The following is a 24,211-nucleotide window of genomic DNA, read 5'->3' on the forward strand; positions in this document are numbered from 1 at the left end:
GACATAACATTTTATTTTCCCAATGAAGCTTCTCTGTCAGCATAAAGAGAACTGATTCCAGTTTCCTTGTTTAAAATCTATCATTATACAGGTTGAATGATTGAATCTATCTCTTTTTTAATAGTAATGAACAGTGTTTAAAATATACATAAAGGAATATAAATCCTTAATTCAACTTGTGTAATTCTTTTAATTTGTTTTACATACGGGGGTGAGAAAATGGCTGCCAAAAAGAGAAAAAAAAGAAAAAAAACGACAACCAAACAGTTTAAAGGACTGCAAAAAGAGCTCATTGGATTATTATTAATATTTATTGCTATCTTTGGAAGCGGGGCAGCTATGCTAAGCGGCGGCGCAATACCTGACTGGCTGGGAAATATATTTCAATTTTTCCTGGGTATTTGGCATTTTATTCTTCCTGTTGCATTATTTATTATTGGTTTCTATCTCATTATCAAACGTCAGGCACCTGATTTTTTATCCAGAAGATTAATAGGATTTTATATTTTTCTGACCGGTATCTTATTGCTGACACATGTACAAGTAATGGAAAGCTTGCTGGCTAATGCGAATGATGTATCTATTCTTGGCCTGACCTGGCAGCTTTACTTTCAATACTTAGAAGGCACCGGGACATTGGTACAGACAGGCGGCGGTATGGTTGGTGCACTATTATTCACTGTCTCCTACTTCTTATTTTCTATTGCAGGTTCACGGATAGTTGTGTTTTTCTGCTTACTAATCGGAATTATTTTTTTGACGAATCTGTCTATTGGCGAATTTGTCAAAAAGGTAGGTGCCGGCTTTAAATCCACTTTCTCCTATCTGGCTGAACGTCTGGAGCGGTCGAGAGAGAAAAGAGCTGAACGGAAAGAGGAGCAGAAAGAAATCAAAGATTCTGTTTCTATAAAACGAAAAGAGAAGAATAAACGGGCAGAGGAAGAGGCTGAGGATAATACGGAAGAGCTTCTTATTAATGACTTTACAGACATTGCGTATCAGGAACAGCCGCAAGCAGAAACCGAAACTGCCAAAACAGAGAATTCCAAGCAGCAGGAAAATACAGGCAGTGAGGAAGAGCTTCATGAAACAATGCCGATGACAGCAACAGAAAATCATGATTATAAGCTGCCTTCGATGGATTTATTAGCAAACCCGGCTCACAATTCACAGCAACAGGAAAAATCGCATATTCAGGCAACTGTCCGTAAGCTGGACCGTACTTTTCAAAGCTTCGGCGTAAAGGCTAAAATAGCGAAAGTGCATGTCGGTCCGGCAGTAACGAAATATGAAGTGTATCCGGAGTCTGGTGTGAAGGTAAGTAAAATAGTCGGTCTTCATGATGATATTGCGTTAGCACTTGCTGCCAAGGATATACGTATCGAAGCGCCGATACCAGGAAAATCAGCAGTTGGTATTGAAGTCCCTAATAAGGAAGTATCCATGGTTTCACTCCGGGAGGTTTTAGATAAACAATCGTCTAAGACAAATAAACTGACGTTTGCTTTAGGAAGAGATATTTCCGGAGAAGCAATTGCCGGTGAGTTAAATAAAATGCCTCACTTACTGATTGCCGGTGCGACAGGAAGCGGGAAAAGTGTCTGCGTGAACGGTATTATTACCAGCATTTTAATGCGTGCCAAACCGCATGAAGTGAAAATGATGATGATTGACCCTAAAAAAGTAGAACTAAATGTGTATAACGGAATTCCACATTTATTAACACCAGTTGTAACAGATCCTAAAAAAGCTTCCAGAGCATTGAAAAAGATTGTTGCAGAGATGGAACGGAGATATGATCTGTTCTCTGATAGCGGTACAAGAAATATGGAAGGTTACAATGCCTACGTCCGAAAACAAAATGCAGACGCAGCTGCGGAAGAGCAGCAGCCTTATTTGCCGTATATTGTTGTTCTTGTGGATGAGCTGGCAGATTTAATGATGGTTGCTTCGAATGATGTAGAGGATGCAATTACCCGGCTTGCACAAATGGCGCGTGCAGCAGGTATCCATATAATCATAGCAACGCAGCGTCCATCTGTAGATGTTATCACCGGGGTCATTAAAGCGAATATACCATCAAGAATTGCCTTCAGTGTATCATCTACAACAGATTCGCGTACCATCCTGGATTCCGGGGGTGCAGAGAAATTACTTGGGCGGGGGGATATGTTATATCTCCCGTCCGGCAGCTCGAAGCCGACACGTGTTCAGGGCGCATTTTTATCTGATGAAGAGGTAGAGCGTATCGTGGATCACTGTATCGAGCAGCAGCAGGCAAGCTATCAGGAAGAAATGATTCCAGAAGAAACGAATGAAGTAATGGAAGAAGTGGATGATGAGCTTTATGACGATGCTGTTCAGATGATTACTGAAATGCAAAGTGCGAGTGTTTCTATGCTTCAGCGGCGTTTCCGCATCGGTTACACAAGAGCAGCCCGCTTAATAGATGCAATGGAAGCCCGTGGTATTGTGGGACCGTATGAAGGGAGTAAACCTCGTACTGTGCTGATACCAAATCAGACAGAGGAGCATTCCACTACTTCTTAGAAAAACCCGGTTTAATCCGTTTTGGATAAACCGGGTTTTTTTCAATAAAAATAAGAAAGGAAGACATTTTAAAGTAAATCCGCATCCGGTTTAAAGATATACCTGTTCAGCTTCCTGTGTCTGTCTATGATAAGTCATCATTGATCCGCGGCAGCATATCATGATTCCTTTATCTCCGCTGATGCAGTCCAGTTTATACGTTGCTGTACAGACACTCTAAGCTTTTGTTCAGATTATGATTTTTTAAAGTTCAAAATTAGCAGAAGAAATGGTACGATTAGTAACAGATGCAAAAAACTATAGATGAAACAGTTGACAGAGAAGAGGTGAAGGAATGACTTTGCGTGAAGATGCCAGGCATTTATATTTGCAGGTTATGGACAAAATAAAAACAGGCATTGAAGATGGATTATATAAAGAGGAAGAAAAACTGCCATCTGAATATGAACTTTCGAAGCAACTAGGAGTTTCACGGGCAACTTTACGAGAAGCTTTAAGAATGCTGGAGGAAGATAATATTGTAACCCGCAGACACGGGGTCGGCACATTTGTAAATACAAAGCCGCTGTTTCAGGCAGGTATTGAAGAACTCAGCAGTGTGACACAAATGATTAAGCGGTCTGGAAAGAAGCCGGGGACCCAATATATCAGTACCGATATTTTAGACGCTACCGAGCAGGAAAAGCGTGATTTCAGCATCCCGGATTTAGAATATGTAACGGCTATTGAGAGGATTCGTACAGCAGATGGTGTGCCAGTTGTATTTTGTATTGATAAAGCACCTGCATCATACTTGTCTCTTGAAAAACTGCGGGAGATGGCTTCCATTTTCAGTACGATTGAAGCAGCTTCGGAAAAACAAATTGCTTACGCTATTGCAAACATTGAGCCAATTACATATCATGAACGCATTTATAGTATTTTGCAGTGTACGCCCGACCAGCCGCTGCTGCTATTAAAACAGATGCACTATACAAGCAATGATGAAGGTGTTTTGTACTCTATGAATTATTTCCGGGCAGATATGTTCAGCTTTCAAGTTGTGCGTCAACGGCTTTAATTTTCCGGGAGTTTTTCAGCTGCCTGAGACTATTTTTATAATCAAAAGGAAAGCAGTTCTTTAAAGTTTATTAGAAGATATGCCGGTTTTATATACTTTTGAAAAAGAATTTTCTCATATAATACCTGTTTTCTTTTAATATGATGGATGATAAAGGAGAGAAACGCGTAAAATAAATACTGGCTAGTTTAGAATGGAGGATAAATATGAGTGTTAAGGAAATCAGACAGAATGAAAATAATATTCAATTTCACATGCTTCCGAATAAAAAACATAAAACATTAACCTTTGCAGTAAAATTCCGTGCACCGCTGGAGAGAGAAACCGTTACAAAACGGGCTCTGCTTCCTTATGTGTTAAAACAGGGAACAGCTTCCTTCCCCACACGTAAAGAACTTCAGGAAGAATTAGCAGAACTGTATGGAGCAGTGCTGTCTATCGGCGGATCAAAAAAAGGAGAAAGTCATATTTTGACGTTTTATTTGGAAGTACCAAATGAAAAATTTCTGCCTGAAACCAATTCGTTAATGGAACGGGCGATAGAACTGCTGTATGAAATTGTTTATAAACCAAATCAGGAAGAGAACGGATTTCTTAAGCGGGTATTCAACCGGGAAAAAGAAACTCTTCGCCAAAATATACTTTCTATCAAGGATGATAAGGCCAGCTATGCTAACATGCGGCTAATGGACGAAATGTGTTCAGGCGAACGCTACAGTATTCATGCGCAAGGCTATGAAGAGGATTTATCAGAGCTTTCAAATCAGGAGCTGCTTACGTATTATCAAAATCTTCGTCAGGAAGATGAAATGGACGTTTATGTAAGCGGGGATTTTGATGCAAAACAGATGCTGGATTTATTAACTCGCCAATTTAAACGGTCATCAAAGAAAAAAGAAGCTTCTGTTAAGGATGATGCACCAGTACAATCAGTCCCATCGAAAGAACTGATCGAAGAAGATCAGGTGCAGCAGGCGAAGCTGAATATCGGCTATCGGACCAATATTCTTTACCGGGATGAAAAATATCCGGCATTGCAGGTTTTTAATGGGATGTTTGGCGGTTTTCCAAGCTCCAAATTGTTTATAAATGTAAGAGAAAAGAACAGCCTGGCTTATTATGCTGTCTCCCGGATGGAGAGTCATAAAGGCTTATTATTTGTGATGAGCGGGATTGCTCCAGAGGATTATGATAAGGCGCTCGCAATTATCCGTGAACAGATGGAAGCTATGAAAAATGGCGATTTTACGGAAGAAGAACTGGAAGAAACAAAGCTTCTTATTATCAATCAATTAAAAGAAACCTTAGACCATACACAGGGTATGATTGAATTTATGTATCAGCAAGTAGTCGGACAAAAAGAGATGACAATTGATGAGCTGTTTGAAGGTATTCAGCAGGTAACCAAAGAGCAGGTTATTGAAGTAGCGAATCAAGTGCAGGAAAACATGGTGTACTTATTAACAAGTGAAGGGGGAGAGGCCGATGAATAAGCAGTATTTTGATACAATTGATGAAACTTTATATGAAGAAAAACTGGATAACGGATTGCGGGTTTGTCTGCTGCCCAAACCGGAGCTGGCGAAAACATATGGTGTTTTCATGACAAATTACGGTTCGATTGATCAGAGCTTTGTACCTATTGGTCAAACAGAGGCGATCACTGTGCCGGATGGAATTGCCCATTTCTTGGAGCATAAGCTTTTTGAGAAAGAAGATCGTGATGTATTTACGGATTTTACCAAGCAGGCAGCTTCTCCAAACGCCTTTACTTCCTTTACAGAAACAGCTTATTTATTTTCGGCGACGAGTAATATCGAGAAAAACGTATTAACATTGGTTGATTTTGTGCAGGATCCCTATTTCTCTGAGCAATCTGTAGAGAAGGAAAAAGGCATCATCGCCCAGGAAATTAATATGTATGATGATCAGCCGGATTGGCGTCTGTTTATGGGGACGAATAAAGCGTTGTTCCATAATCATCCTGTTAATATTGATATTGCAGGCACTGTAGATTCCATTTACACCATAACAAAGGATGATTTGTATACCTGCTACCATACTTTCTATCATCCGGAAAATATGATCTTATTTGTAACGGGCAACTTTGATGCTCAGGAAATGATGAATTTAATTAAAGAAAACCAGCAGAAAAAATCATTTGATAAGCTGGATGATATTAAGCGGCAGTTCCCTGAAGAGCCGGATACTGTAAAAGAAAAGAATTTAAAGATTAATATGCCGGTATCTATTCCGAAGTGTGCAGTAGGTATTAAAGAGCCGAATAAGCGGCTTGAAGGCGAAGAATACCTGAAACGTGATCTATTCGTTGATATGGTGCTGGATCATTTCTTTTCAACCGGCGGTGAGTTTTACCAAAAATTATATGACGAAGATTTAATTGATAACAGCTTCTTTTTTGAAAGTAACCTGCAAACTTCCTTTGGATATGTTTCCATTGGTTCCAATACCAATAATCCAGAAACTTTCTCCTCAAGGGTGCAGGAGCTGCTTTTATCAACCAAAGATCTTGAAATTAGTGAAGCAGATTTTGAACGGATGAAAAAGAAAAAGATGGGGCAATTGCTCCGTGCGATGAATTCTTTGGAATTTATTGCAAATCAATTTGCCACTTTATCCTTTAAAAAGGTAAATTTATTTGATATCGTACCATTTATTCAAAAACTGACTGTTCAGGATGTAAATGCGTTTTTAAACTCATGGATAGAAGAAGAACGTCTGGCAACATGTACGATTCAAAATCAAACGGTGGATAAATGAAAGGGAATATCCTTTTAATTGGTGCAAGCGGTGATATCGGTTCAGCTATCGCAAAAAAATTGCTGGACACCGGGTATCAGCTTATCCTTCATTATCATTCTAATCTGGCACCTGTTAAAGAATTAATACAGGCTGATGAGCGAAACGCGATCTTAGCTGCTTATCAGGCTGATTTAGCAGATGAAGCAGAGGTAGCTGATTTTATCGAGGACGTTTCTATTTCCGTAGATGGAATTATTTTCGCTGGCGGTCATGCGCATTATGGTCTGTTTCAGGATATGAAAGCTGAAGAGATGGATGACTTATTACAGGTTCACGTCAAGTCGCCATGGCTGATTACCCATCATTTTCTTCCAGCTATGATCCGTCAAAGAAAAGGGAATATTTTATTTATTACAAGTATTTGGGGCGATTATGGGGCAAGTAATGAAGTTGCCTACTCCAGTGTAAAAGGAGCCCAAAATATATTTGTAAAGGCTTTGGCAAAAGAAGTAGCATTATCCAATATCCGGGTGAATGCAGTAAGCCCCGGTTTTATTGATACGAAAATGAATCGCAATTTATCTGTTGAAGAAGCAGATGCTTTTATTAATGAAATTCCGGAGAATCGGGCCGGTCGTCCTGAAGAGGTTGCGAATGTAATCAGCTATTTACTTAGTGAAGAATCCAGTTATATTCAGGGTGAAGTTATTCATATTAACGGCGGGCTGTAGAAGGAAATATTCTTGACAGCATCATTATCAACGTTTCTCTATGATAAAAGATAAATTGGGCATTGGTCATGTATAAATTTTTAAATTCCTCAAATACTATAGATGCTTAAGGAGAGTTTCAGAGCAATCTGCTTTTACAGTCAGTCCTTATTTTTGCGAATAAGGAGACATAAAGCAGTACTCTGGACGGAAAAGCTGTGTGTCTCTGGCAACAGAGATAATGGCCGGCAAATCGTGAGACCTCTTGATTTGCAAAAGAAAACTTTTGAGGAGGCATGTCCAAATGTCAGTATTAGATAACTTCGATTCATGGAAAGGTTTTTTAAAGGGACGTTTGCAGCAAGCGGAAGAAAGTGGTATTAACCATGATACGTTAACAAATTTGGCAGCTGAAGTCGGTGATTATCTGGCTGAAAGTGTTGATGCTAAAACACCGGAAGAGAAGGTGCTGAAAGAGTTGTGGAGTACGGCTTCTGAAGAAGAACAGCAAGCGCTTGCCAGTACGATGATTAAGCTTGTCCAAAAGCATGATTAACTAATGAATATTTCGGGAAAGAAGCTGTATAGTATTATCTATATGGCTTCTTTTTATGTATAGATAAACGTTATTGTTTATCTTTTTTAAACGGTTTTGGAAAAATGAATGAGGAAAAAGATGTTAGCTGTTTAGGAAAAACTAAAAAGATGGTATATTATAATAGAAAACTTGTCCTTTTTTCGATATGATGGTACATAGTACGACATAATAAGTTATCTGTTTGAAAAGATTACTTTAAAAAGTGTATGTTCAAAAAGTACGATAAAAAAGGCCGGGATTTTCTTTTCCTGAAGTTATTTTTATTTTATTGGACTTTTTGAGCAACCTATAAAAGGAGCTTATCATGGACAGAACACAATGGTACTTAGAGTATGAAAATCTAATAAACCGCCCGGGATTACTAGGCGAAATTTCCTCTTTGCTCGGTATGCTTTCCATTAATATTATTATGATTAATGGCGTGGAAAATTCCCGCAGAGCAATGCTTATCCTGTCTAAATATGATGAAAATATAATTAGACTTAAATATATTTTAGAAACAATGGATGCGATTAAAGTACACAAACTTCGTAAGCCTAAATTACGCGATAAAATTACAGTCCGGCATGGAAAGTTTATCCATCATGATAATGAGGATCGTAAAACCATTCGTTTTGTACGAAATGAACTTGGACTTTTAGTTGATTTTATGGCTGAATTATTTAAGGTGGAAGGGCATAAACTTATTGGGATAAGAGGAATGCCCAGAGTAGGGAAGACAGAATCCGTTGTTGCAGCGAGCGTCAGCGCAAATAAGAGATGGCTGTTTGTCTCCAGCACCATGATTAAACAAACTGTACGTAAAAGTTTAATTGAAGGGGAATATGATTCAGATAATATATACATTATCGATGGTATTGTGTCAAAAAGAAAAATGAATGAAGAAGAGCACTGGCAGCTGATTAGAGAAATTATGCAGCTGCCGACTGTCAAGGTGATTGAACATCCAGATATATTCGTTCAATCTACAGAATACAATATGGAGGACTTTGATTATATTATTGAACTCAGAACACATGAAGATCAGGAAATCACCTATGAGACAGTGGAAAATGAAGATTTACGGCAGGGCGGATTCTCGATGTTTTAATTTATAAAGGTGGAAGGTGTTTTAAATGGATGTTGGTGAAAAACTGAAAGAAGCAAGGCTGGCCAAAGATATTTCTCTGGACAGTCTGCAGGAAAAAACAAAAATACAAAAAAGGTATTTGGTTGCAATTGAAGAAGGGAATTTCAATATTCTCCCGGGAAAATTTTACACACGTGCGTTCATAAAAGAATACGCGTCAGCTGTAGGGATAAATCCGGACGAGCTTATGACAGATCATAAAGAGGAGCTCCCTCCTACAGAAGAAGAAAATGTACAATACAGCAGGATACAACGGACAAGGAAAGAGAGTAAATCAGATAAAGAATCCCGTTCATCATCCATCATTCCAACGGTTACAGTCATTTTATTAATTATCGCTATTATCGCTGTAGCAATATTTTTCCTGCGCCAAAGTTCTTCCTCGAATGAAGGAGATCCGGTTGACGATAATAATACGGAAAGCAGTACAATTATTACTGATTCGGATGAAAATGGTAATAACAATGGTAATGATGCTGCGGCAGATGATTCTGAAGATAACAACAATGATGAAGGAACTGAAGACGAGGAACAGGAAGCAGAAGAAAATGAGGAAGTTTCTGTAGAAGTGGTAGAAGAAGGAACAGGCTCTTCCCCAACGTCTGTGCTTGAAATATCAAATGTCAGTGATGAAGCTGTACTAACGCTGGAATCATCTGATCCAGAATTGAACAGCTGGTTAGATGTGACCGGCGGAGATGACGAGTCCTTATTCAGCGGCAACTTCGATGAAGAAGCATCTCCATTAGAAATTGATATTTCTGGTGAAGCTTCCGTCTTATTAAATATAGGTAATTCATCCGCTGTAACAATTTCTGTTGATGGAACAGATATTGAGTACCCAACGTCTGCGATTCACCAGCGTTTAGAGTTACAAATTGGTAATTAACTATGTTAAGTAACAAGTAAACCCTCCCTGAAAGGGAGGGTTTACTTCATGCACACGATGCACGATAAGAAAAAATGGAGGATACAAAATGAATTTACCAAATAAGCTAACTTTTGCTCGTATTTTAATGATACCGTTTTTTATGATATTACTGGCAATACCATTCCCGTGGGGAAGCTGGGATATTGGAAATGCAGAACTGCCTACCGCTCATTTTGTTGCAGCTCTGATATTTATTATCGCAGCAGGCACAGATTGGGTAGACGGCTATTATGCAAGGAAACATAATCTGGTTACCAATTTAGGGAAATTTATGGATCCTTTAGCAGATAAGCTGCTTGTTTCTGCAGCCCTTATTTTATTAGTAGAGATAGAGCTTGCTCCAGCATGGGTTGTTATTATTATTATCAGCAGGGAGTTTGCAGTTACCGGATTAAGGCTGGTTGCAGCAGGTGAGGGAATTGTTTTAGCTGCAGGAAGTATGGGAAAATTAAAAACAGCTACACAAATGATTGCTATCGCTTCTTTATTGTTGCATAATTTTCCTTTTTCTTATATGAGCTTTCCATTTGGTACGATTATGTTATATATTTCTTTAGTGTTCACTATTATTTCAGGAGTGGACTATTTTGTTAAAAACTGGCATGTAATGAGGGATTCTAAATGACAAAAAATTATCAAGCAGAAATTGTTGCAGTAGGTACAGAATTATTATTAGGTCAAATAGCGAATACAAATGCCGAGTGGCTGTCTGAGCAATTAGCTACTTACGGAATTAATGTTTATAACCATACCGTGGTGGGAGATAATTTGGATCGTGTTGAGCAGGCATTTCGTCTGGCGCAGTCACGGTCGGATATTGTCATTGTTACAGGCGGTTTAGGACCTACGGAAGATGATTTAACCCGTGAAGGCTTTGAACAATTGACTGGTCTTGAAATTTTAGAAGATAAAACAACGATGGAGAAAATAGAAAGTTATTATAAAGAACGTAACCGTACGATGACACCGAATAATCGGAAGCAGGCACGTGTTTTTAAAGGAGCGAGTGTGTTAAAAAATAATGCCGGCATGGCTCCGGGAATGTATGTAGATTATCAGGATACCCATTGGTTCTTTTTACCGGGAGTACCCCGGGAAATGAAACAGATCTCTTCAGAAGAGCTGTTTCCATTTTTAGAAAACTTAACTGGCAAACAGCAGGTAATCCAATCGACTGTCCTTAAATTTATAGGTATCGGCGAATCGAATCTGGAGCATGAATTAACAGATATGATTCATGAACAGACAAATCCGACAATCGCCCCGCTTGCCCAGGATCAGGGTGTAGTTATCCGGGTAACAGCAAGTGCTTCATCGAAAGAAGACGCCCAAAAGCTGGTCGCAGATAAAAAGCAGGAAATCTTAGCCCGTATTGGTGAATACTGCTTTGGCGAGGATGATCAGACGATTGAGAATAAAGTTATTGAGTTATTGGCTGAAAAAGAAAAAACAATTGGTGCCGCAGAAAGTTTAACAGGCGGATTATTCTCCAGTAACCTTGTATCAGCCCCTGGAGCATCCAATGTTTTTGCAGGCAGCTTAATTACTTATCAGACATCTGCAAAAGAATCTCTATTAGGTTTATCGCCGGAATGGATTGCTGAATACGGTGTGGTGAGTAAGGAATGCGCTGAAAAAATGGCTGAACAGGCCGCTTTAAAATTAAATACACCAATGGCTATTTCTTTTACAGGGGTTGCCGGGCCCGATACGCAGGAAGAAAAACCGGTCGGACAAGTCTATATTGCTATTTTTGATGAAGGAAAAATTGTAGAATCAAGCTCTATTCTATTATCAGGAAACCGTAATAATATCCGCGAAAGAGCTGCTTTAAAAGGCTTTGAATTATTATACCAATACTTAAAATAATATTTTTGGGGTAAATGAAAGATTTATTTTCATTACAAAAGAGGCCGGTTTAATAATTCAGTTTATATAATAAAGAGAATAAAGCGCTTTTGAACAAAATTATAAAGAGATTTTGATTTTTGAAGTGAAATCTGTTTTAAAAATAGCAGAACATTTATTCGTCTTTTTGCTTGTTAAATATATAAAAACGTTGTATGATGGATAAAGATAGATTAAGGAGGTAGTTTCGGTGAGTGATAAACAACAAGCTTTAGATATGGCTTTAAGACAAATAGAGAAACAATTTGGTAAAGGTTCCATTATGAAAATGGGGGAACATGAGATACCTAAGATGGCAACTATTCCAAGTGGTTCATTGGCTTTAGATGTAGCTCTTGGAATTGGCGGTTATCCAAAAGGAAGAGTAGTAGAGATATATGGTCCGGAATCTTCCGGTAAAACTACCGTTGCGCTTCATGCTATTGCAGAAGCTCAAAAAAAAGGTGGTCAGGCAGCTTTTATTGATGCAGAACATGCATTAGATCCCATCTATGCAAGAGCTTTAGGCGTTAATATTGATGAACTTCTGCTATCACAGCCGGATACAGGAGAACAAGCTTTGGAAATTGCTGAAGCGCTTGTTCGAAGCGGCGCAGTAGATATTGTTGTTGTAGACTCTGTAGCAGCACTTGTACCAAAAGCAGAGATTGAAGGGGAAATGGGAGACTCTCATGTCGGTTTGCAGGCAAGATTAATGTCGCAGGCACTTCGTAAGCTTTCAGGGGCAATCAATAAATCAAAAACGACAGCTATTTTTATTAACCAGATCCGTGAAAAAGTAGGCGTTATGTTCGGGAACCCGGAAACTACTCCCGGCGGCCGTGCATTAAAATTCTATTCTTCTGTAAGACTGGAAGTGCGCCGTGCCGAAACACTTAAGGTTGGCAATGACGTGGTAGGGAACAAAGCCCGTATTAAGGTTGTGAAAAACAAAGTAGCACCTCCGTTCAAACAGGCTGAAGTAGATATTATGTATGGTAAAGGTGTTTCCAAAGAAGGAGAGGTCCTTGATATTGGCTCGGATCTTGATATCGTACAAAAAAGCGGTGCCTGGTATTCTTATAATGGAGACCGTTTAGGTCAGGGCAGAGAGAATGCTAAAATATTCCTGAAAGAAAATGAAGCAGTATTTGAAGAAATCAGCGCAGCAATTCGTGATCATTATGAGCTCGACAAAGACTTGGAACAGCCTGAAGAAAAATCAAAAGAAGAGCAAGAAAGCCTGGATCTTTAATGAAATCTGTTTTATACCTCGAAAACCGTAGTACATCCGTGCTATGGTTTTTTTGAGGTTAAGGAATTCGCTCATGTTCAGGAATACTTCTATTCAGCTCTGAACGCCAAAGCCGTATATCATAGGACAGCTAAATGAGCTAAATGTATACCGGCAACCTGCTGTTATCGGCGTTTTTTTAGAGCAGCACGTTCTTAAACTGGAGGATACTTTGCAGGCGTTTGTTCTTATTAACAAACTATATAACAAAATTTCGAATATATTTTAATTTATATATCGGGTGTTCCTTGACATTCAGGCTGGTGAGAATTAATATTAATAGTGTATAATTTTATAATTTGTATTATGAAATTACCTTTATTTTAATGCATTTGAAAATGTGATATGCCGACAAATACACAATTTACAATTTTATAGGCAATAGGAGGTGAAGTTATGAACACAGCTATTATTATCATCTCCATTTTGCTTGCTCTAGTCGTCGGTATTGTTGTTGGTTATCTGGTACGTAAATCTATTGCAGAAGCTAAGATTTCTAGTGCGGAAACATTAGCTAAACAAATTATGGACGAAGCACGTAGAAATGCAGATGCTGCTAAGAAAGAGGCGCTTCTGGAAGCAAAGGATGAGAATCACAAGCTTCGTCAACAAGCCGAAGATGAGATTCGTGAGCGCCGCATGGAAGCTCAGAAGCAAGAGAATCGTCTGATGCAAAAAGAAGAGAATCTGGACAGAAAAGGTGAAACATTAGACAAACGTGAGGTTCTGCTCGAACAGAAAGAACAAACTCTTGTAGAACAACAACAACAAATTGAAGAAATGAAAAGCAAAGTGGAAGCTATGAAAGACGAGCAGCAAGCGGAGCTTGAGCGCATTTCAGGATATACAACCGAACAAGCGAGACAACTTATTTTAGAGCGTATCGAAAAAGAAGTGCAGCATGAATCAGCGGTAATGATAAAAGAAGCTGAAAATCGTGCGAATGAGGAAGCAGATAAGAAAGCGAAAAATATCCTATCACTTGCACTTCAAAGATGCGCAGCTGATCACGTTGCTGAAACAACGGTCTCTGTTGTGAACTTGCCAAATGATGAGATGAAAGGCCGCATTATCGGAAGAGAAGGACGAAACATCCGTACCTTAGAAACATTGACAGGAATTGATTTAATAATTGATGATACTCCTGAAGCAGTTATTCTTTCCGGTTTTGATCCGATACGGCGTGAAATCGCACGAATGGCATTAGAAAGACTTGTACAAGATGGCAGAATTCATCCGGCACGTATTGAAGAGATGGTTGAAAAATCGAGACGTGATGTTGATGAATATATACGTGAAGTGGGTGAAGAGACAACGTTTGAAATTGGAGTCCATGGATTACATCCGGATCTTGTGAAGATTCTGGGCCGTTTGAAATATCGTACAAGCTACGGTCAAAATGTTCTGAAGCACTCAATGGAAGTTGCTTACTTGTCAGGACTGCTGGCGGCGGAATTAGGTGAGGATATAAACCTTGCTAAAAGAGCCGGCCTGCTGCATGATATCGGAAAAGCGATAGATCATGAAGTAGAAGGCAGTCACGTTGAAATTGGTAAAGAATTGGCAATGAAATACAAAGAACCTGAAGTTGTTATAAATTCAATTGCTTCCCACCACGGAGATGAAGAGGCAACCTCCGTTATAGCTGTATTAGTTGCAGCTGCAGATGCACTTTCTGCTGCCAGACCAGGAGCTCGAAGTGAAACACTTGAAAATTATATCAAGCGTTTAGAAAAACTGGAAGAGATATCTGAGTCGTTTGAAGGCGTAGAGAAGTCATTTGCTATCCAAGCCGGTCGTGAAATTCGTATCATGGTTCGTCCTGATGATATTGATGACATGGAATCAGCGAGAATTGCACGTGATATCAGAAAACGTATTGAAGGGGAGCTTGACTACCCTGGACATATTAAGATTACGGTTATTCGGGAAACAAGAGCAGTTGAATATGCAAAATAAAAGCAAGGGCGGCATATGTCGCCTTTGTTTTTTTGTTCTATAAAAATATAAATTTGAGGATGAACATACATTTACTTTTTCAGGTAAAATAAGCTATCCTGTATTTTAAAGAAAATAAAAAAGTTCTGATTCTTTTTCGCGTTTTTCACTAAAATCTATGGGTGTATGTAGCAGGAGCAAAGGAAGGTTGGATACTAATGAAAATATTATTTATTGGCGATGTTGTAGGTTCTCCGGGGAGAGATATGATTACGGAGTATCTGCCGAAATTAAAAGAAAAGTATAAGCCGAATTTAACCATTATAAACGGAGAGAATGCCGCTGCAGGAAAAGGGATTACAGAAAAAATTTATAAGCAATTTCTGCAGGCAGGTGCTCATGTTATTACAATGGGAAACCACACTTGGGATAAAAAAGAAATTTTTGAGTTTATTGACCAGGCACCGGCTATGATTCGCCCGGCTAATTTTCCAGAAAATAATCCTGGAAAAGGCATTACTTATACGAACATTAATGGAAAAGAAGCTGCCGTGATTAATTTGCAGGGAAGAACATTCCTTCCGCCAATCGATGATCCATTCGAAAAAGCGGATCAGCTAGTTGAGGAAGCTAAGAAAAGAACTAAAACGATTTTTGTGGATTTTCATGGAGAAGCAACAAGTGAGAAACAAGCAATTGGCTGGTATTTAGATGGAAGAGTAACAGCTGTTGTCGGCACACACACCCATACACAAACGGCAGATGAAAGAATATTGCCCGGAGGTACTGCATATATATCAGATGTGGGGATGACAGGACCGTATGATGCGATATTAGGCGTGGAGAAGGAATCCGTTATTAAAAGATTTCAAACTTCCCTTCCGGTACGTTTTGAAATTGAAAAAAAGGGAAGAACACAACTAAATGGAGTATTTATTAGTACGGACGATTCGACTGGTAAAGCATTAACCGTTGAAAGGATTCTCATTAATGATGATCATCCCTTCTTTGCGTAATATTTGCTTACCATCCAGTCGAACAAGGTATACATCTCCAGGAGAAATAGTAGCAATAAATGTATAAATAGCACATGAGGAGGTACTAGTGATGGAAGTTTTAAAAGTTTCAGCAAAATCAAATCCAAACTCAGTGGCAGGAGCTTTGGCAAATGTACTTAGGGAACGGGGTACGGCTGAAATCCAGGCGATCGGTGCGGGAGCATTGAATCAATCCGTCAAAGCAGTTGCTATAGCTCGCGGTTTTGTAGCACCAAGTGGGGTCGATTTAATTTGTATACCAGCATTTACAGATATTTTAATTGATAATGAGGAACGTACAGCGATTAAGTTAATTATTGAGCCAAGATAAGGGATGTTTCGGGCATCTGTTCAATAAAAAGAGGCATACGCTGCCGAATTGTACAGAAGCGTACCCGTTCTCAAATTTATTGGTAATTTAGCAATTATTTCTTTATGAATCAGAAAAAATCTCTTTTTTCAAATTTGAAAAAAGAGATTTTTTTAATGTTTCCAGCCTTGAGTATTGTACATTTTTTCTGTAGGCTTTATACTGTAAGTTAGTGCATCAATACATATGAATCGATGAAAGAAGGGGGATCAACCTGATGAACGAAGAACAACGTAAACAGCAGGCCCAGATTCGTAGCGAAGAAGCAAATATTGAACGAATTAAGAATACATCCAGTGAAGAATTAATCGCTAAATATTTTCATGCGGAGTATGAGCCGCAAGCTCCAGATATAAAGAAAGCGAGAAAACGTCGCAAGGAAGATATTCAGTTTCATTATGATTTCTCTATCCCGGAGGATATGCAACGAATTGGGGAAGGGAAAAAATTTCTAATACGAACCTATGGCTGTCAAATGAACGAGCATGATACAGAAGTAATGGCCGGCATTTTATCTGAGATGGGCTATGAGTCCACAAATGTAACAGAAGAAGCGGATATTATCCTGCTTAATACTTGTGCCATCCGTGAAAATGCTGAAAATAAAGTATTCGGTGAAATCGGGCATTTAAAACCGTTGAAATTGGAAAAACCGGATCTTATTATTGGCGTGTGCGGCTGCATGTCACAGGAGGAATCTGTAGTAGACCGGATTTTGAAAAAACATCAGCATATTGATTTGATTTTTGGAACGCATAATATTCACCGTCTGCCGCATCTTGTCAAAGAAGCATTGTTCGGCAAAGAAATGATTGTGGAAGTGTGGTCAAAAGAAGGCGACATTATTGAGAACCTCCCGAAAGTACGTAAAGGTAAAATCAAAGCATGGGTTAACATTATGTACGGCTGTGATAAGTTCTGTACATACTGTATTGTACCAATGACGCGGGGGAAAGAACGCAGCCGCCGTCCGCAGGATATTATCCAGGAGGTACGTCATCTTGTTGCACAGGGATATAAAGAGGTTACGCTTCTTGGTCAAAATGTGAACGCGTATGGAAAAGACTTTGAAGATATTGAATATGGCTTGGGTGATTTAATGAATGATATTCATAAAATCGATATACCCCGTGTCCGGTTTACAACCTCGCATCCCCGCGACTTTGATGACCGTTTAATTGAAGTTCTGGCCCAGGGTGGAAATCTTTTGGATCATATTCATTTGCCGGTTCAATCTGGAAGCAGTGAAATATTGAAGAAAATGAATCGGAAGTATACCAGGGAAGAATATTTAGAATTGGTAAGAAAAATCCGGGAAGCAATGCCTAATGCGACCCTTACAACAGATATTATTGTCGGCTTCCCGAACGAAACAGAAGAGCAGTTTGAAGAAACGATGACATTAATGGAAGAAGTCGGATTCGAAGCAGCTTATACTTATATCTATTCACCACGGGAAGGCACACCTGCTGCCAGAAAGAAAGACGATGTACCTGAAGAAGTGAAAAAACAGCGCTTATACCGTTTAAATGAGCTGGTTAATAAGCAATCAGCAGAAACAATGAAAACTTATCAGGGTGAAGTTGTTAAGGTGCTTGTTGAAGGAGAGAGCAAGAAGGATCCGGATGTACTTGCCGGCTATACAGAACGAAATAAATTAGTAAACTTTAAAGGGCCTAAATCTGCAATTGGCCAGATTGTTGAAGTAGAAATTACAGAGACAAAAACGTGGTCACTAAATGGTGTGATGGCCGAGAATAGAGTTGAGGTGAAATAAGATGGCGATGTATGAGCGAAAAGAAGTGCTTGACGAAGCAAAAAAGTTAGCTGCAATGCTTGCAAATACAGAAGAAATCGAACGTTTTAAACAAGTAGAGGCTAAATTAAATCAGAATAAAAAAGTTCAAAGTTTGATTAAGAAAATTAAAACCTTACAAAAACAGGCAGTAAATTTTCAAGCGTATGATAAAAAGGAAGCCTTACAGCGGATCGAGCAGGAAATTGACCGATTGCAAAATGAAATTGATGACATTCCGGTTGTTCAGGAGTTTAAAGAAACACAAATTGTAGTAAATGATGTACTGCAGCTGGTTTCTAAAACAATCTCCCGTACAGTGACAAATGATATTATTGAAGCTACAGGCGGCGATGTGCTTAAAGGTGAGACAGGTTCGCAAATAAAAAACAGTTCCAGTTGTGCACACTAATCCTGTATCTGTTTAATAAAATGAATAAACAGATAAAGTCGGACAGTTATTTGTCCGGCTTTTTGTTCTCACAGAATATAAAAAGCTAAACAAAAGTATAAATTCATTATTATATCGGTTTGAAGACGCCCACTTTTAGCCCATTTTTAGAGACAAAAACCTTTCAAGCTATTATGAAGCGGCTCCTTTTCTTTTTTCTTGGCGATAGTTATGCACTTTAGGTATTTGCCGTGCATAAAATGACTATGAAAAAAGAGGAGGTAAAATGTATCATGACTTTTCTTGATAAAGAATATAGAGAAATCATTACGAAAGCAGTATGTGGTAAAGGAAGAAAATTCACCAAAGATACCCATACCATAACTCCAAGCCATCGTCCGACTAGTATTCTTGGATGCTGGGTAATTAATCATTTGTACCACGCAAAGAAGAAGTCTGAGGATACTGTCATTATCAGTGGCAGTTATGATATTAATGTATGGTATTCTTACAATGACAACACGAAAACAGAGGTTGTTACAGAAAGAGTGGAGTATACAGATTTAGTTCCTTTATCTGTAAAGGATGATAATTGTATTAATGATGAATACGATATTATTGCAAAAGTGCTTCAGCAGCCAAACTGCTTAGAGTGCATGATTTCAGATAAAGGCGGAAGTGTGTCCATTGATATTGAACGTGAATTTGTAGTTCAAATCATTGGTGAAACAAAAATCTGTGTAAAAGTAAAGCCAAACTGGAAAAGCGATGACGATGAAGATGATGTTATGTGGGATTACGAAATGACCGATGATGAAGCAGAAGATATTCGTCCGGACTTTATTCATCATAAACGAAAGGATTAAATTTATGCGAGGGTAGTTATTACTCTCGTTTTCTTTTCAAACAGGATAGGACAAGAATGCTTTAGAATATGCTATAATAAAATCTCAGTCATCTTAAAAATTGTATTTAAAAGATGATTGGGAACGGATAATAAAAAAAGATGTTTAAACAATATAAATAAAAGAGGATGTTCAAAAAGTCCAATAAAAATGACACGGCGAATTTCTGCGTTGACGAACTTTTTCCGATACTCACGTATTACAAACCATACGCTCCGTTCGTAAAAAGTTCGTCGCCTTGAACTTCTTGGTCCTATTTATCAGACTTTTTGAACACACACTTTAAGTAAAATAGATAATTATAGCAAGCTGGGGGAACTTTTTTATGGCTAAATTAACACCAATGATGCAGCAATACATAGAAATAAAATCACAATATAAGGATGCCTTTTTATTTTACCGGCTCGGGGATTTCTATGAGATGTTCTATGAAGATGCGACAAAGGCTGCACAGGAGCTGGAAATTACTTTAACCAGACGGGCGGGTGGAAATGACCCGATTCCGATGTGTGGAGTGCCTTATCATTCTGCAGAAAATTATATTAGGATATTAATTGAAAAAGGGTATAAGGTAGCCATTTGTGAGCAGGTTGAAGATCCCAAAACGGCTAAAGGTGTAGTGAAACGGGAAGTTGTCCAAATGATTACACCGGGAACAGTTATGGAGAGCAACATGCTTGTGGAGGGGGAGAACAATTATATTGGCAGTCTGTCTCATTTTGAAGATGGCTCCTTTGTGATTGCTTATAATGATTTGTCAACCGGCGAGAATCGTCTTGCTTTAATGGAGGATGGCTGGGACAGTGTGATTCATGAATTTTACCATCAGCCGGTAAAGGAGATTGTTATTTCTTCCAAGCTGCCTGAAGAAATGCAGGCACAGCTTCAGGAGCGATTGCAGGTTACACTGTCCTATCAGGATGAAGTGAATTTTAATGCAGAATTTCGTGATTTAAGTGAGAACTTAAATGATGAACGCCTGATGAAGGCTTTCAGCAGATTATTGAATTATATCCAGGATACCCAAAAACGCTCCTTGGATCATCTGCAGCCGGCAGAAGTGATCGAATTAAAACAATATATGAGCCTGGATATGTATTCAAAACGTAATTTAGAGCTGACAGAGTCTATTATGAAAAAATCGAAGCATGGCAGTTTATTATGGGTACTTGATAAGACAGTAACAGCAATGGGGTCCAGAATGCTGAAAAAATGGCTGGAACGGCCACTGTTAAATCAGGTTAAAATAAATCGCCGTCTTGAGATTGTCGGAACTTTTCTGGATGCTTTTATGGAACGGGAGAACTTAAGAGAGAGCTTAAAATCAGTATATGACTTAGAACGTTTATCTGGAAGAATTGCCTTTGGAAATGTAAATGCAAGAGATTTAATTCAGTTAAAACAATCGCTGCAGAAAATTCCTGCGATTAAAGAGACGCTTGGACAGCTAAAGGTTCCGGAAGTAACAGACCTGGCAGATTCTTTAATTTATCCGGATTATATTGTAGACCTTTTGGAAAAAAGTTTAGTAGAAGAGCCGCCAATCTCCATCAAAGAAGGAGCTCTGATTAAGGAAGGCTATCATGAAGAATTAGATAAATATCGCGATGCTTCTAAGAATGGAAAACAATGGATTGCAGCTCTAGAGAAAAAAGAACGGGAATTAACCGGGATTAAGTCGCTTAAAATTGGCTACAATCGGGTGTTTGGCTATTACATTGAAGTGACGAGACCCAACCTGCCCTTACTAAAAGATGACCGTTATGACCGTAAACAAACACTTACAAATGCGGAGCGGTTTATCACACCGGAGTTAAAAGAGAAGGAAACCCTTATTTTAGAGGCTGATGAGAAAAGTGTGGAACTTGAGTATGATTTATTTATTAAACTCAGAGAACGGATCAAGCAGGATATTCCATTAATTCAGCAGCTTGCACAAATTATTAGTGAAATAGATGTATTACAAGGATTTGCAACGATTAGCGAAGAGAATAACTATAAGCGTCCTGCCTTTCAGAAAGGTGTATTTTCTGTAGAAGGCGGCCGCCATCCGGTTGTCGAGCAGGTGATGAAGAACGGAACCTATGTGCCAAATGATGTGCAGTTAGATGATAATGATCAGATGCTGCTGATTACTGGTCCAAATATGTCCGGTAAAAGTACCTATATGCGGCAGGTAGCTCTGATTGCGATTATGGGGCAGACAGGCTGTTTTATCCCGGCTGAATCAGGGACATTACCTATATTCGATCAAATTTTTACAAGAATCGGTGCAGCGGATGACCTGGTTTCCGGACAGAGTACCTTTATGGTAGAGATGCTTGAAGCGAGACATGCTATTCAAAATGCTACCTCTAACAGCCTGATTCTATTAGATGAAATTGGACGGGGGACAAGCACTTATGATGGAATGGCCTTGGCTCAGGCAATTGTGGAGTACATTCATAACCATATTCACGCTAAAACACTATTTTCAACCCACTACCATGAACTAACTGCCTTAGAGGCTTCGTTAGAGCACTTAAAAAACATCCATGTCCGTGCAGAAGAGCATGAAGGCAATGTCGTATTCCTTCATCAAATTAAAGAAGGAGCAGCGGATCAGAGCTACGGGATTCATGTAGCTAAATTAGCTGATTTGCCCGACGAATTAATCAGCCGCGCTTCTATTATTCTGGAAGGACTTGAAACCAGCGGTACAAAAGAAGAACTGAAAGAGTCAGCACCATCACTTGAACCGGAAGAAGCCCAAACAGACCAATTATCCTTCTTCGTGGAGGAGAGCAGCAAAGAAAATAAGACAGCAAAATTAAGTAATAAAGAAAATGCAGCTTTGGAAGAGCTCAAAAGCTTAAATATATTGGAAATGAACCCGTTAGAGGCTATGAATGAGTTATATCGCCTGCAGAAAAAGATAAAGTAACAGGAAGGTGATAACATGCCAATTATGCAAATGCCGGACAGCTTGGCAAATAAAATTGCAGCTGGGGAAGTGGTAGAACGCCCCGCTTCGGTTGTAAAAGAAATCATGGAAAACAGCATTGATGCGGGAGCGACCTGGATACGGATCGATGTACATGAAGCAGGATTATCAGAAATACGAATTGTTGATAATGGTTCTGGAATTGCTGCGGAAGATGTAGAAAAAGCGTTTTTACCTCATGCAACCAGTAAAATAAGTACAGAGACAGACCTATTCCATGTGAAAACACTGGGATTTCGTGGAGAGGCGCTGGCGAGTATTGCTTCTGTAAGCAGGCTTTCTATTCAAACCTCTGAAGGAAATGCTGCAGGAGTGTCATTGGAATTAGAAGGCGGAGAAGTTGTCAAAAGAGGTAAGAGTGATGCCCGTCAAGGTACTGAGATTGTTGTCAGAGATTTATTTTATAATACACCGGCACGCTTAAAATACATGAAGAGCCTGCATACAGAGCTTGGCCATATCTCAGATGTATTGAACCGGATGGGGCTGGCCCATCCGGAAATCCGGATGGAAGCAACGCATAATGGCAAGGGGCTTTTAAAAACATCTGGAAATAATGATATGCTGCAGGTGATTTCACAGGTGTATGGAATGAGTGTTGCCAAGCAAATGTCCCCCGTTGAATACCAGACGTTGGATTTTTCGATTACTGGATATATAGCGAAGCCGGAAGTAACGAGAGCATCCAGAAACTATATGTCCACCATTATTAATGGCAGATTTGTCCGAAACGTTGCTATAAATAAGGCAATTATCGAAGGGTATCATACACTGCTGCCAATTGGCCGTTCACCAATTGTTGTCCTTTCCATTGAAATGGATTCGATATTGGTTGATGTGAATGTACATCCTGCTAAGCTTGAGGTCCGTTTCAGTAAAGAAAAAGAGCTGTATGCTGCGGTCAGAGACATGATACAGTCTCATTTCCGGAAAATGACGCTTATTCCAGAAGTAACGAAAAAACCGGAACCAAGAGAAAAATCAGAACAGCATACTTTTCAATTCGAAACGGAGCCTGCCAATCCGTTTAAGGAAAACAGGAAAAATATTGAATTTGAAAAAACAGAGCCGGTTATCAAGGAAGAGAATCCATTTCAAAAGGAAGCACCCGCCTATCTTCGTGACGAGAACAAGGAGCTGGAGATGAATGTGGAAGAACATGAACCAACCATCAATCAAGAATCCGGAGCCTCTGAGGAGCCTTTAAAAGACATCTCAGCCCCTCTTGAAACAGAAGAGAGGCCAGAACAGCATCAGCGGGTACCAATGATGTATCCAATCGGCCAGCTGCAGGGGACCTATATTATGGCACAAAATGAAAATGGCTTATATATGGTGGATCAGCACGCCGCGCAGGAGCGGGTCAAATATGAATTTTTTAAAAGCAAGCTTGGCAAGCCGATTAATGAATCACAGGAGCTTTTAATACCGATGACCTTTGACTTTTCCAGAAAAGAAGCCATTTTTATCGAACAAGCAAAGGATACGTTGGAACAAGCAGGCTTATTTTTTGAACCTTTTGGCAGCCAAACTTATGTCATACGTTCTCATCCTACCTGGTTCCCGACAGGTTTTGAAGAGGAAATTATACGTGAAATGGTAGACCAGTTTATTCAGGAATCAACAGTTAACGTAGAAAAGATACGTGAAGATGCAGCGATATTAATGTCCTGTAAACGTTCGATAAAGGCAAATCATTATTTAACAAATGAAGAAATGTTCCAATTGCTGGAGGATTTACGCAGCACAACGGATCCTTTTACATGCCCGCATGGCAGACCGATTATTGTTCATTTCTCTACTTATGAATTAGAAAAGATGTTTAAACGTATTATGTAGGGTGGAAACAAAAATATTGAAGTTGAGGAAT

19 protein-coding genes are annotated in these 24,211 nt (G+C 39.1%); all 19 read left to right on the forward strand.

Going from position 1 to position 24,211, the window contains the following annotated elements; genetic code table 11:
- Positions 1 to 219 precede the first annotated feature (219 nt).
- The 19 genes from BN1068_RS02265 (at position 220) to mutL (ending at position 24,180) form a co-directional block, all read left to right on the forward strand.
- Entirely contained in the window at positions 220 to 2,550 is a 2,331-nt protein-coding gene (locus tag BN1068_RS02265; RefSeq protein ID WP_077601217.1) for an FtsK/SpoIIIE family DNA translocase, read from the forward strand.
- Positions 2,551 to 2,884: 334 nt separating this feature from the next.
- On the forward strand, positions 2,885 to 3,610 hold the full coding sequence (locus tag BN1068_RS02270; protein ID WP_077601218.1) for a GntR family transcriptional regulator: 726 nt from the start codon (positions 2,885 to 2,887) through the stop codon (positions 3,608 to 3,610).
- Positions 3,611 to 3,816: 206 nt separating this feature from the next.
- Positions 3,817 to 5,103 carry an EF-P 5-aminopentanol modification-associated protein YfmF gene (yfmF, locus tag BN1068_RS02275; protein WP_077601219.1) on the forward strand — a complete coding sequence of 429 codons (1,287 nt, stop codon included), beginning with the start codon at positions 3,817 to 3,819 and terminating at the stop codon, positions 5,101 to 5,103.
- Positions 5,096 to 6,391: an EF-P 5-aminopentanol modification-associated protein YfmH gene (gene yfmH / locus BN1068_RS02280; RefSeq protein WP_077601220.1), complete on the forward strand. Its 1,296-nt coding sequence runs from the start codon at positions 5,096 to 5,098 to the stop codon at positions 6,389 to 6,391. Before yfmF ends, yfmH begins: the two co-directional genes overlap by 8 nt.
- Positions 6,388 to 7,104, forward strand: coding sequence for an elongation factor P 5-aminopentanone reductase (gene ymfI, locus BN1068_RS02285; protein ID WP_077601221.1), 717 nt, complete (start codon positions 6,388 to 6,390; stop codon positions 7,102 to 7,104). The genes yfmH and ymfI overlap by 4 nt, the downstream gene beginning before the upstream one ends.
- Positions 7,105 to 7,387: 283 nt before the next feature.
- Positions 7,388 to 7,639, forward strand: coding sequence for a DUF3243 domain-containing protein (locus BN1068_RS02290; RefSeq protein ID WP_077601222.1), 252 nt, complete (start codon positions 7,388 to 7,390; stop codon positions 7,637 to 7,639).
- A gap of 346 nt (positions 7,640 to 7,985) precedes the next feature.
- Positions 7,986 to 8,771, forward strand: a complete 786-nt coding sequence (locus tag BN1068_RS02295; protein WP_077601223.1) for a DUF3388 domain-containing protein — start codon at positions 7,986 to 7,988, stop codon at positions 8,769 to 8,771.
- 25 nt (positions 8,772 to 8,796) lie between these two features.
- Positions 8,797 to 9,699 (forward strand): helix-turn-helix domain-containing protein, encoded by a 903-nt coding sequence (locus BN1068_RS02300; RefSeq protein WP_077601224.1) that lies wholly within the window; start codon positions 8,797 to 8,799, stop codon positions 9,697 to 9,699.
- Between the two features lie 88 nt (positions 9,700 to 9,787).
- Complete coding sequence (pgsA, locus tag BN1068_RS02305; RefSeq protein WP_077601225.1) at positions 9,788 to 10,366, forward strand: CDP-diacylglycerol--glycerol-3-phosphate 3-phosphatidyltransferase; 579 nt, start codon at positions 9,788 to 9,790, stop codon at positions 10,364 to 10,366.
- Entirely contained in the window at positions 10,363 to 11,610 is a 1,248-nt protein-coding gene (locus BN1068_RS02310) for a competence/damage-inducible protein A (RefSeq protein WP_077601226.1), read from the forward strand. The genes pgsA and BN1068_RS02310 overlap by 4 nt, the downstream gene beginning before the upstream one ends.
- 229 nt (positions 11,611 to 11,839) lie before the next feature.
- Positions 11,840 to 12,883 carry a recombinase RecA gene (gene recA / locus BN1068_RS02315; protein WP_077601227.1) on the forward strand — a complete coding sequence of 348 codons (1,044 nt, stop codon included), beginning with the start codon at positions 11,840 to 11,842 and terminating at the stop codon, positions 12,881 to 12,883.
- Between the two features lie 435 nt (positions 12,884 to 13,318).
- Complete coding sequence (rny, locus tag BN1068_RS02320) at positions 13,319 to 14,881, forward strand: ribonuclease Y (protein ID WP_077601228.1); 1,563 nt, start codon at positions 13,319 to 13,321, stop codon at positions 14,879 to 14,881.
- A 197-nt stretch (positions 14,882 to 15,078) separates the two neighbouring features.
- A complete protein-coding gene (locus tag BN1068_RS02325; protein WP_077601229.1) occupies positions 15,079 to 15,876 on the forward strand; it encodes a TIGR00282 family metallophosphoesterase in 798 nt (265 codons plus the stop codon).
- Positions 15,877 to 15,967: 91 nt separating this feature from the next.
- Positions 15,968 to 16,228: a stage V sporulation protein S gene (locus BN1068_RS02330; RefSeq protein ID WP_042534912.1), complete on the forward strand. Its 261-nt coding sequence runs from the start codon at positions 15,968 to 15,970 to the stop codon at positions 16,226 to 16,228.
- A gap of 256 nt (positions 16,229 to 16,484) precedes the next feature.
- Complete coding sequence (miaB, locus tag BN1068_RS02335; RefSeq protein ID WP_077601230.1) at positions 16,485 to 18,044, forward strand: tRNA (N6-isopentenyl adenosine(37)-C2)-methylthiotransferase MiaB; 1,560 nt, start codon at positions 16,485 to 16,487, stop codon at positions 18,042 to 18,044.
- 1 nt (position 18,045) lies between these two features.
- Positions 18,046 to 18,474, forward strand: coding sequence for a YlbF/YmcA family competence regulator (locus BN1068_RS02340; protein WP_077601231.1), 429 nt, complete (start codon positions 18,046 to 18,048; stop codon positions 18,472 to 18,474).
- Positions 18,475 to 18,746: 272 nt separating this feature from the next.
- Positions 18,747 to 19,319, forward strand: coding sequence for an outer spore coat protein CotE (locus BN1068_RS02345; RefSeq protein ID WP_077601232.1), 573 nt, complete (start codon positions 18,747 to 18,749; stop codon positions 19,317 to 19,319).
- Between the two features lie 364 nt (positions 19,320 to 19,683).
- Positions 19,684 to 22,281 carry a DNA mismatch repair protein MutS gene (gene mutS / locus BN1068_RS02350; protein WP_077601233.1) on the forward strand — a complete coding sequence of 866 codons (2,598 nt, stop codon included), beginning with the start codon at positions 19,684 to 19,686 and terminating at the stop codon, positions 22,279 to 22,281.
- A gap of 15 nt (positions 22,282 to 22,296) precedes the next feature.
- Entirely contained in the window at positions 22,297 to 24,180 is a 1,884-nt protein-coding gene (gene mutL / locus BN1068_RS02355) for a DNA mismatch repair endonuclease MutL (RefSeq protein ID WP_077601234.1), read from the forward strand.
- Positions 24,181 to 24,211: the final 31 nt, after the last annotated feature.

It is taken from the genome of Oceanobacillus sojae (assembly GCF_900162665.1).
Classification (GTDB): Bacteria; Bacillota; Bacilli; order Bacillales; family Amphibacillaceae; genus Oceanobacillus; species Oceanobacillus sojae_A.

What these genes read in the sequence shown, in the direction of transcription:
- yfmF (WP_077601219.1), top strand. Translation starts at nt 3,817, where the DNA reads ATGAGTGTTAAGGAAATCAGACAGAATGAAAATAATATTCAATTTCAC.
- yfmH (WP_077601220.1), top strand. Translation starts at nt 5,096, where the DNA reads ATGAATAAGCAGTATTTTGATACAATTGATGAAACTTTATATGAAGAA.
- BN1068_RS02270 (WP_077601218.1), top strand. Translation starts at nt 2,885, where the DNA reads ATGACTTTGCGTGAAGATGCCAGGCATTTATATTTGCAGGTTATGGAC.
- BN1068_RS02345 (WP_077601232.1), top strand. Translation starts at nt 18,747, where the DNA reads ATGACTTTTCTTGATAAAGAATATAGAGAAATCATTACGAAAGCAGTA.
- ymfI (WP_077601221.1), top strand. Translation starts at nt 6,388, where the DNA reads ATGAAAGGGAATATCCTTTTAATTGGTGCAAGCGGTGATATCGGTTCA.
- BN1068_RS02290 (WP_077601222.1), top strand. Translation starts at nt 7,388, where the DNA reads ATGTCAGTATTAGATAACTTCGATTCATGGAAAGGTTTTTTAAAGGGA.
- BN1068_RS02330 (WP_042534912.1), top strand. Translation starts at nt 15,968, where the DNA reads ATGGAAGTTTTAAAAGTTTCAGCAAAATCAAATCCAAACTCAGTGGCA.
- BN1068_RS02310 (WP_077601226.1), top strand. Translation starts at nt 10,363, where the DNA reads ATGACAAAAAATTATCAAGCAGAAATTGTTGCAGTAGGTACAGAATTA.
- pgsA (WP_077601225.1), top strand. Translation starts at nt 9,788, where the DNA reads ATGAATTTACCAAATAAGCTAACTTTTGCTCGTATTTTAATGATACCG.
- mutL (WP_077601234.1), top strand. Translation starts at nt 22,297, where the DNA reads ATGCCAATTATGCAAATGCCGGACAGCTTGGCAAATAAAATTGCAGCT.
- rny (WP_077601228.1), top strand. Translation starts at nt 13,319, where the DNA reads ATGAACACAGCTATTATTATCATCTCCATTTTGCTTGCTCTAGTCGTC.
- mutS (WP_077601233.1), top strand. Translation starts at nt 19,684, where the DNA reads ATGGCTAAATTAACACCAATGATGCAGCAATACATAGAAATAAAATCA.
- BN1068_RS02265 (WP_077601217.1), top strand. Translation starts at nt 220, where the DNA reads ATGGCTGCCAAAAAGAGAAAAAAAAGAAAAAAAACGACAACCAAACAG.
- BN1068_RS02325 (WP_077601229.1), top strand. Translation starts at nt 15,079, where the DNA reads ATGAAAATATTATTTATTGGCGATGTTGTAGGTTCTCCGGGGAGAGAT.
- BN1068_RS02295 (WP_077601223.1), top strand. Translation starts at nt 7,986, where the DNA reads ATGGACAGAACACAATGGTACTTAGAGTATGAAAATCTAATAAACCGC.
- miaB (WP_077601230.1), top strand. Translation starts at nt 16,485, where the DNA reads ATGAACGAAGAACAACGTAAACAGCAGGCCCAGATTCGTAGCGAAGAA.
- BN1068_RS02300 (WP_077601224.1), top strand. Translation starts at nt 8,797, where the DNA reads ATGGATGTTGGTGAAAAACTGAAAGAAGCAAGGCTGGCCAAAGATATT.
- BN1068_RS02340 (WP_077601231.1), top strand. Translation starts at nt 18,046, where the DNA reads ATGGCGATGTATGAGCGAAAAGAAGTGCTTGACGAAGCAAAAAAGTTA.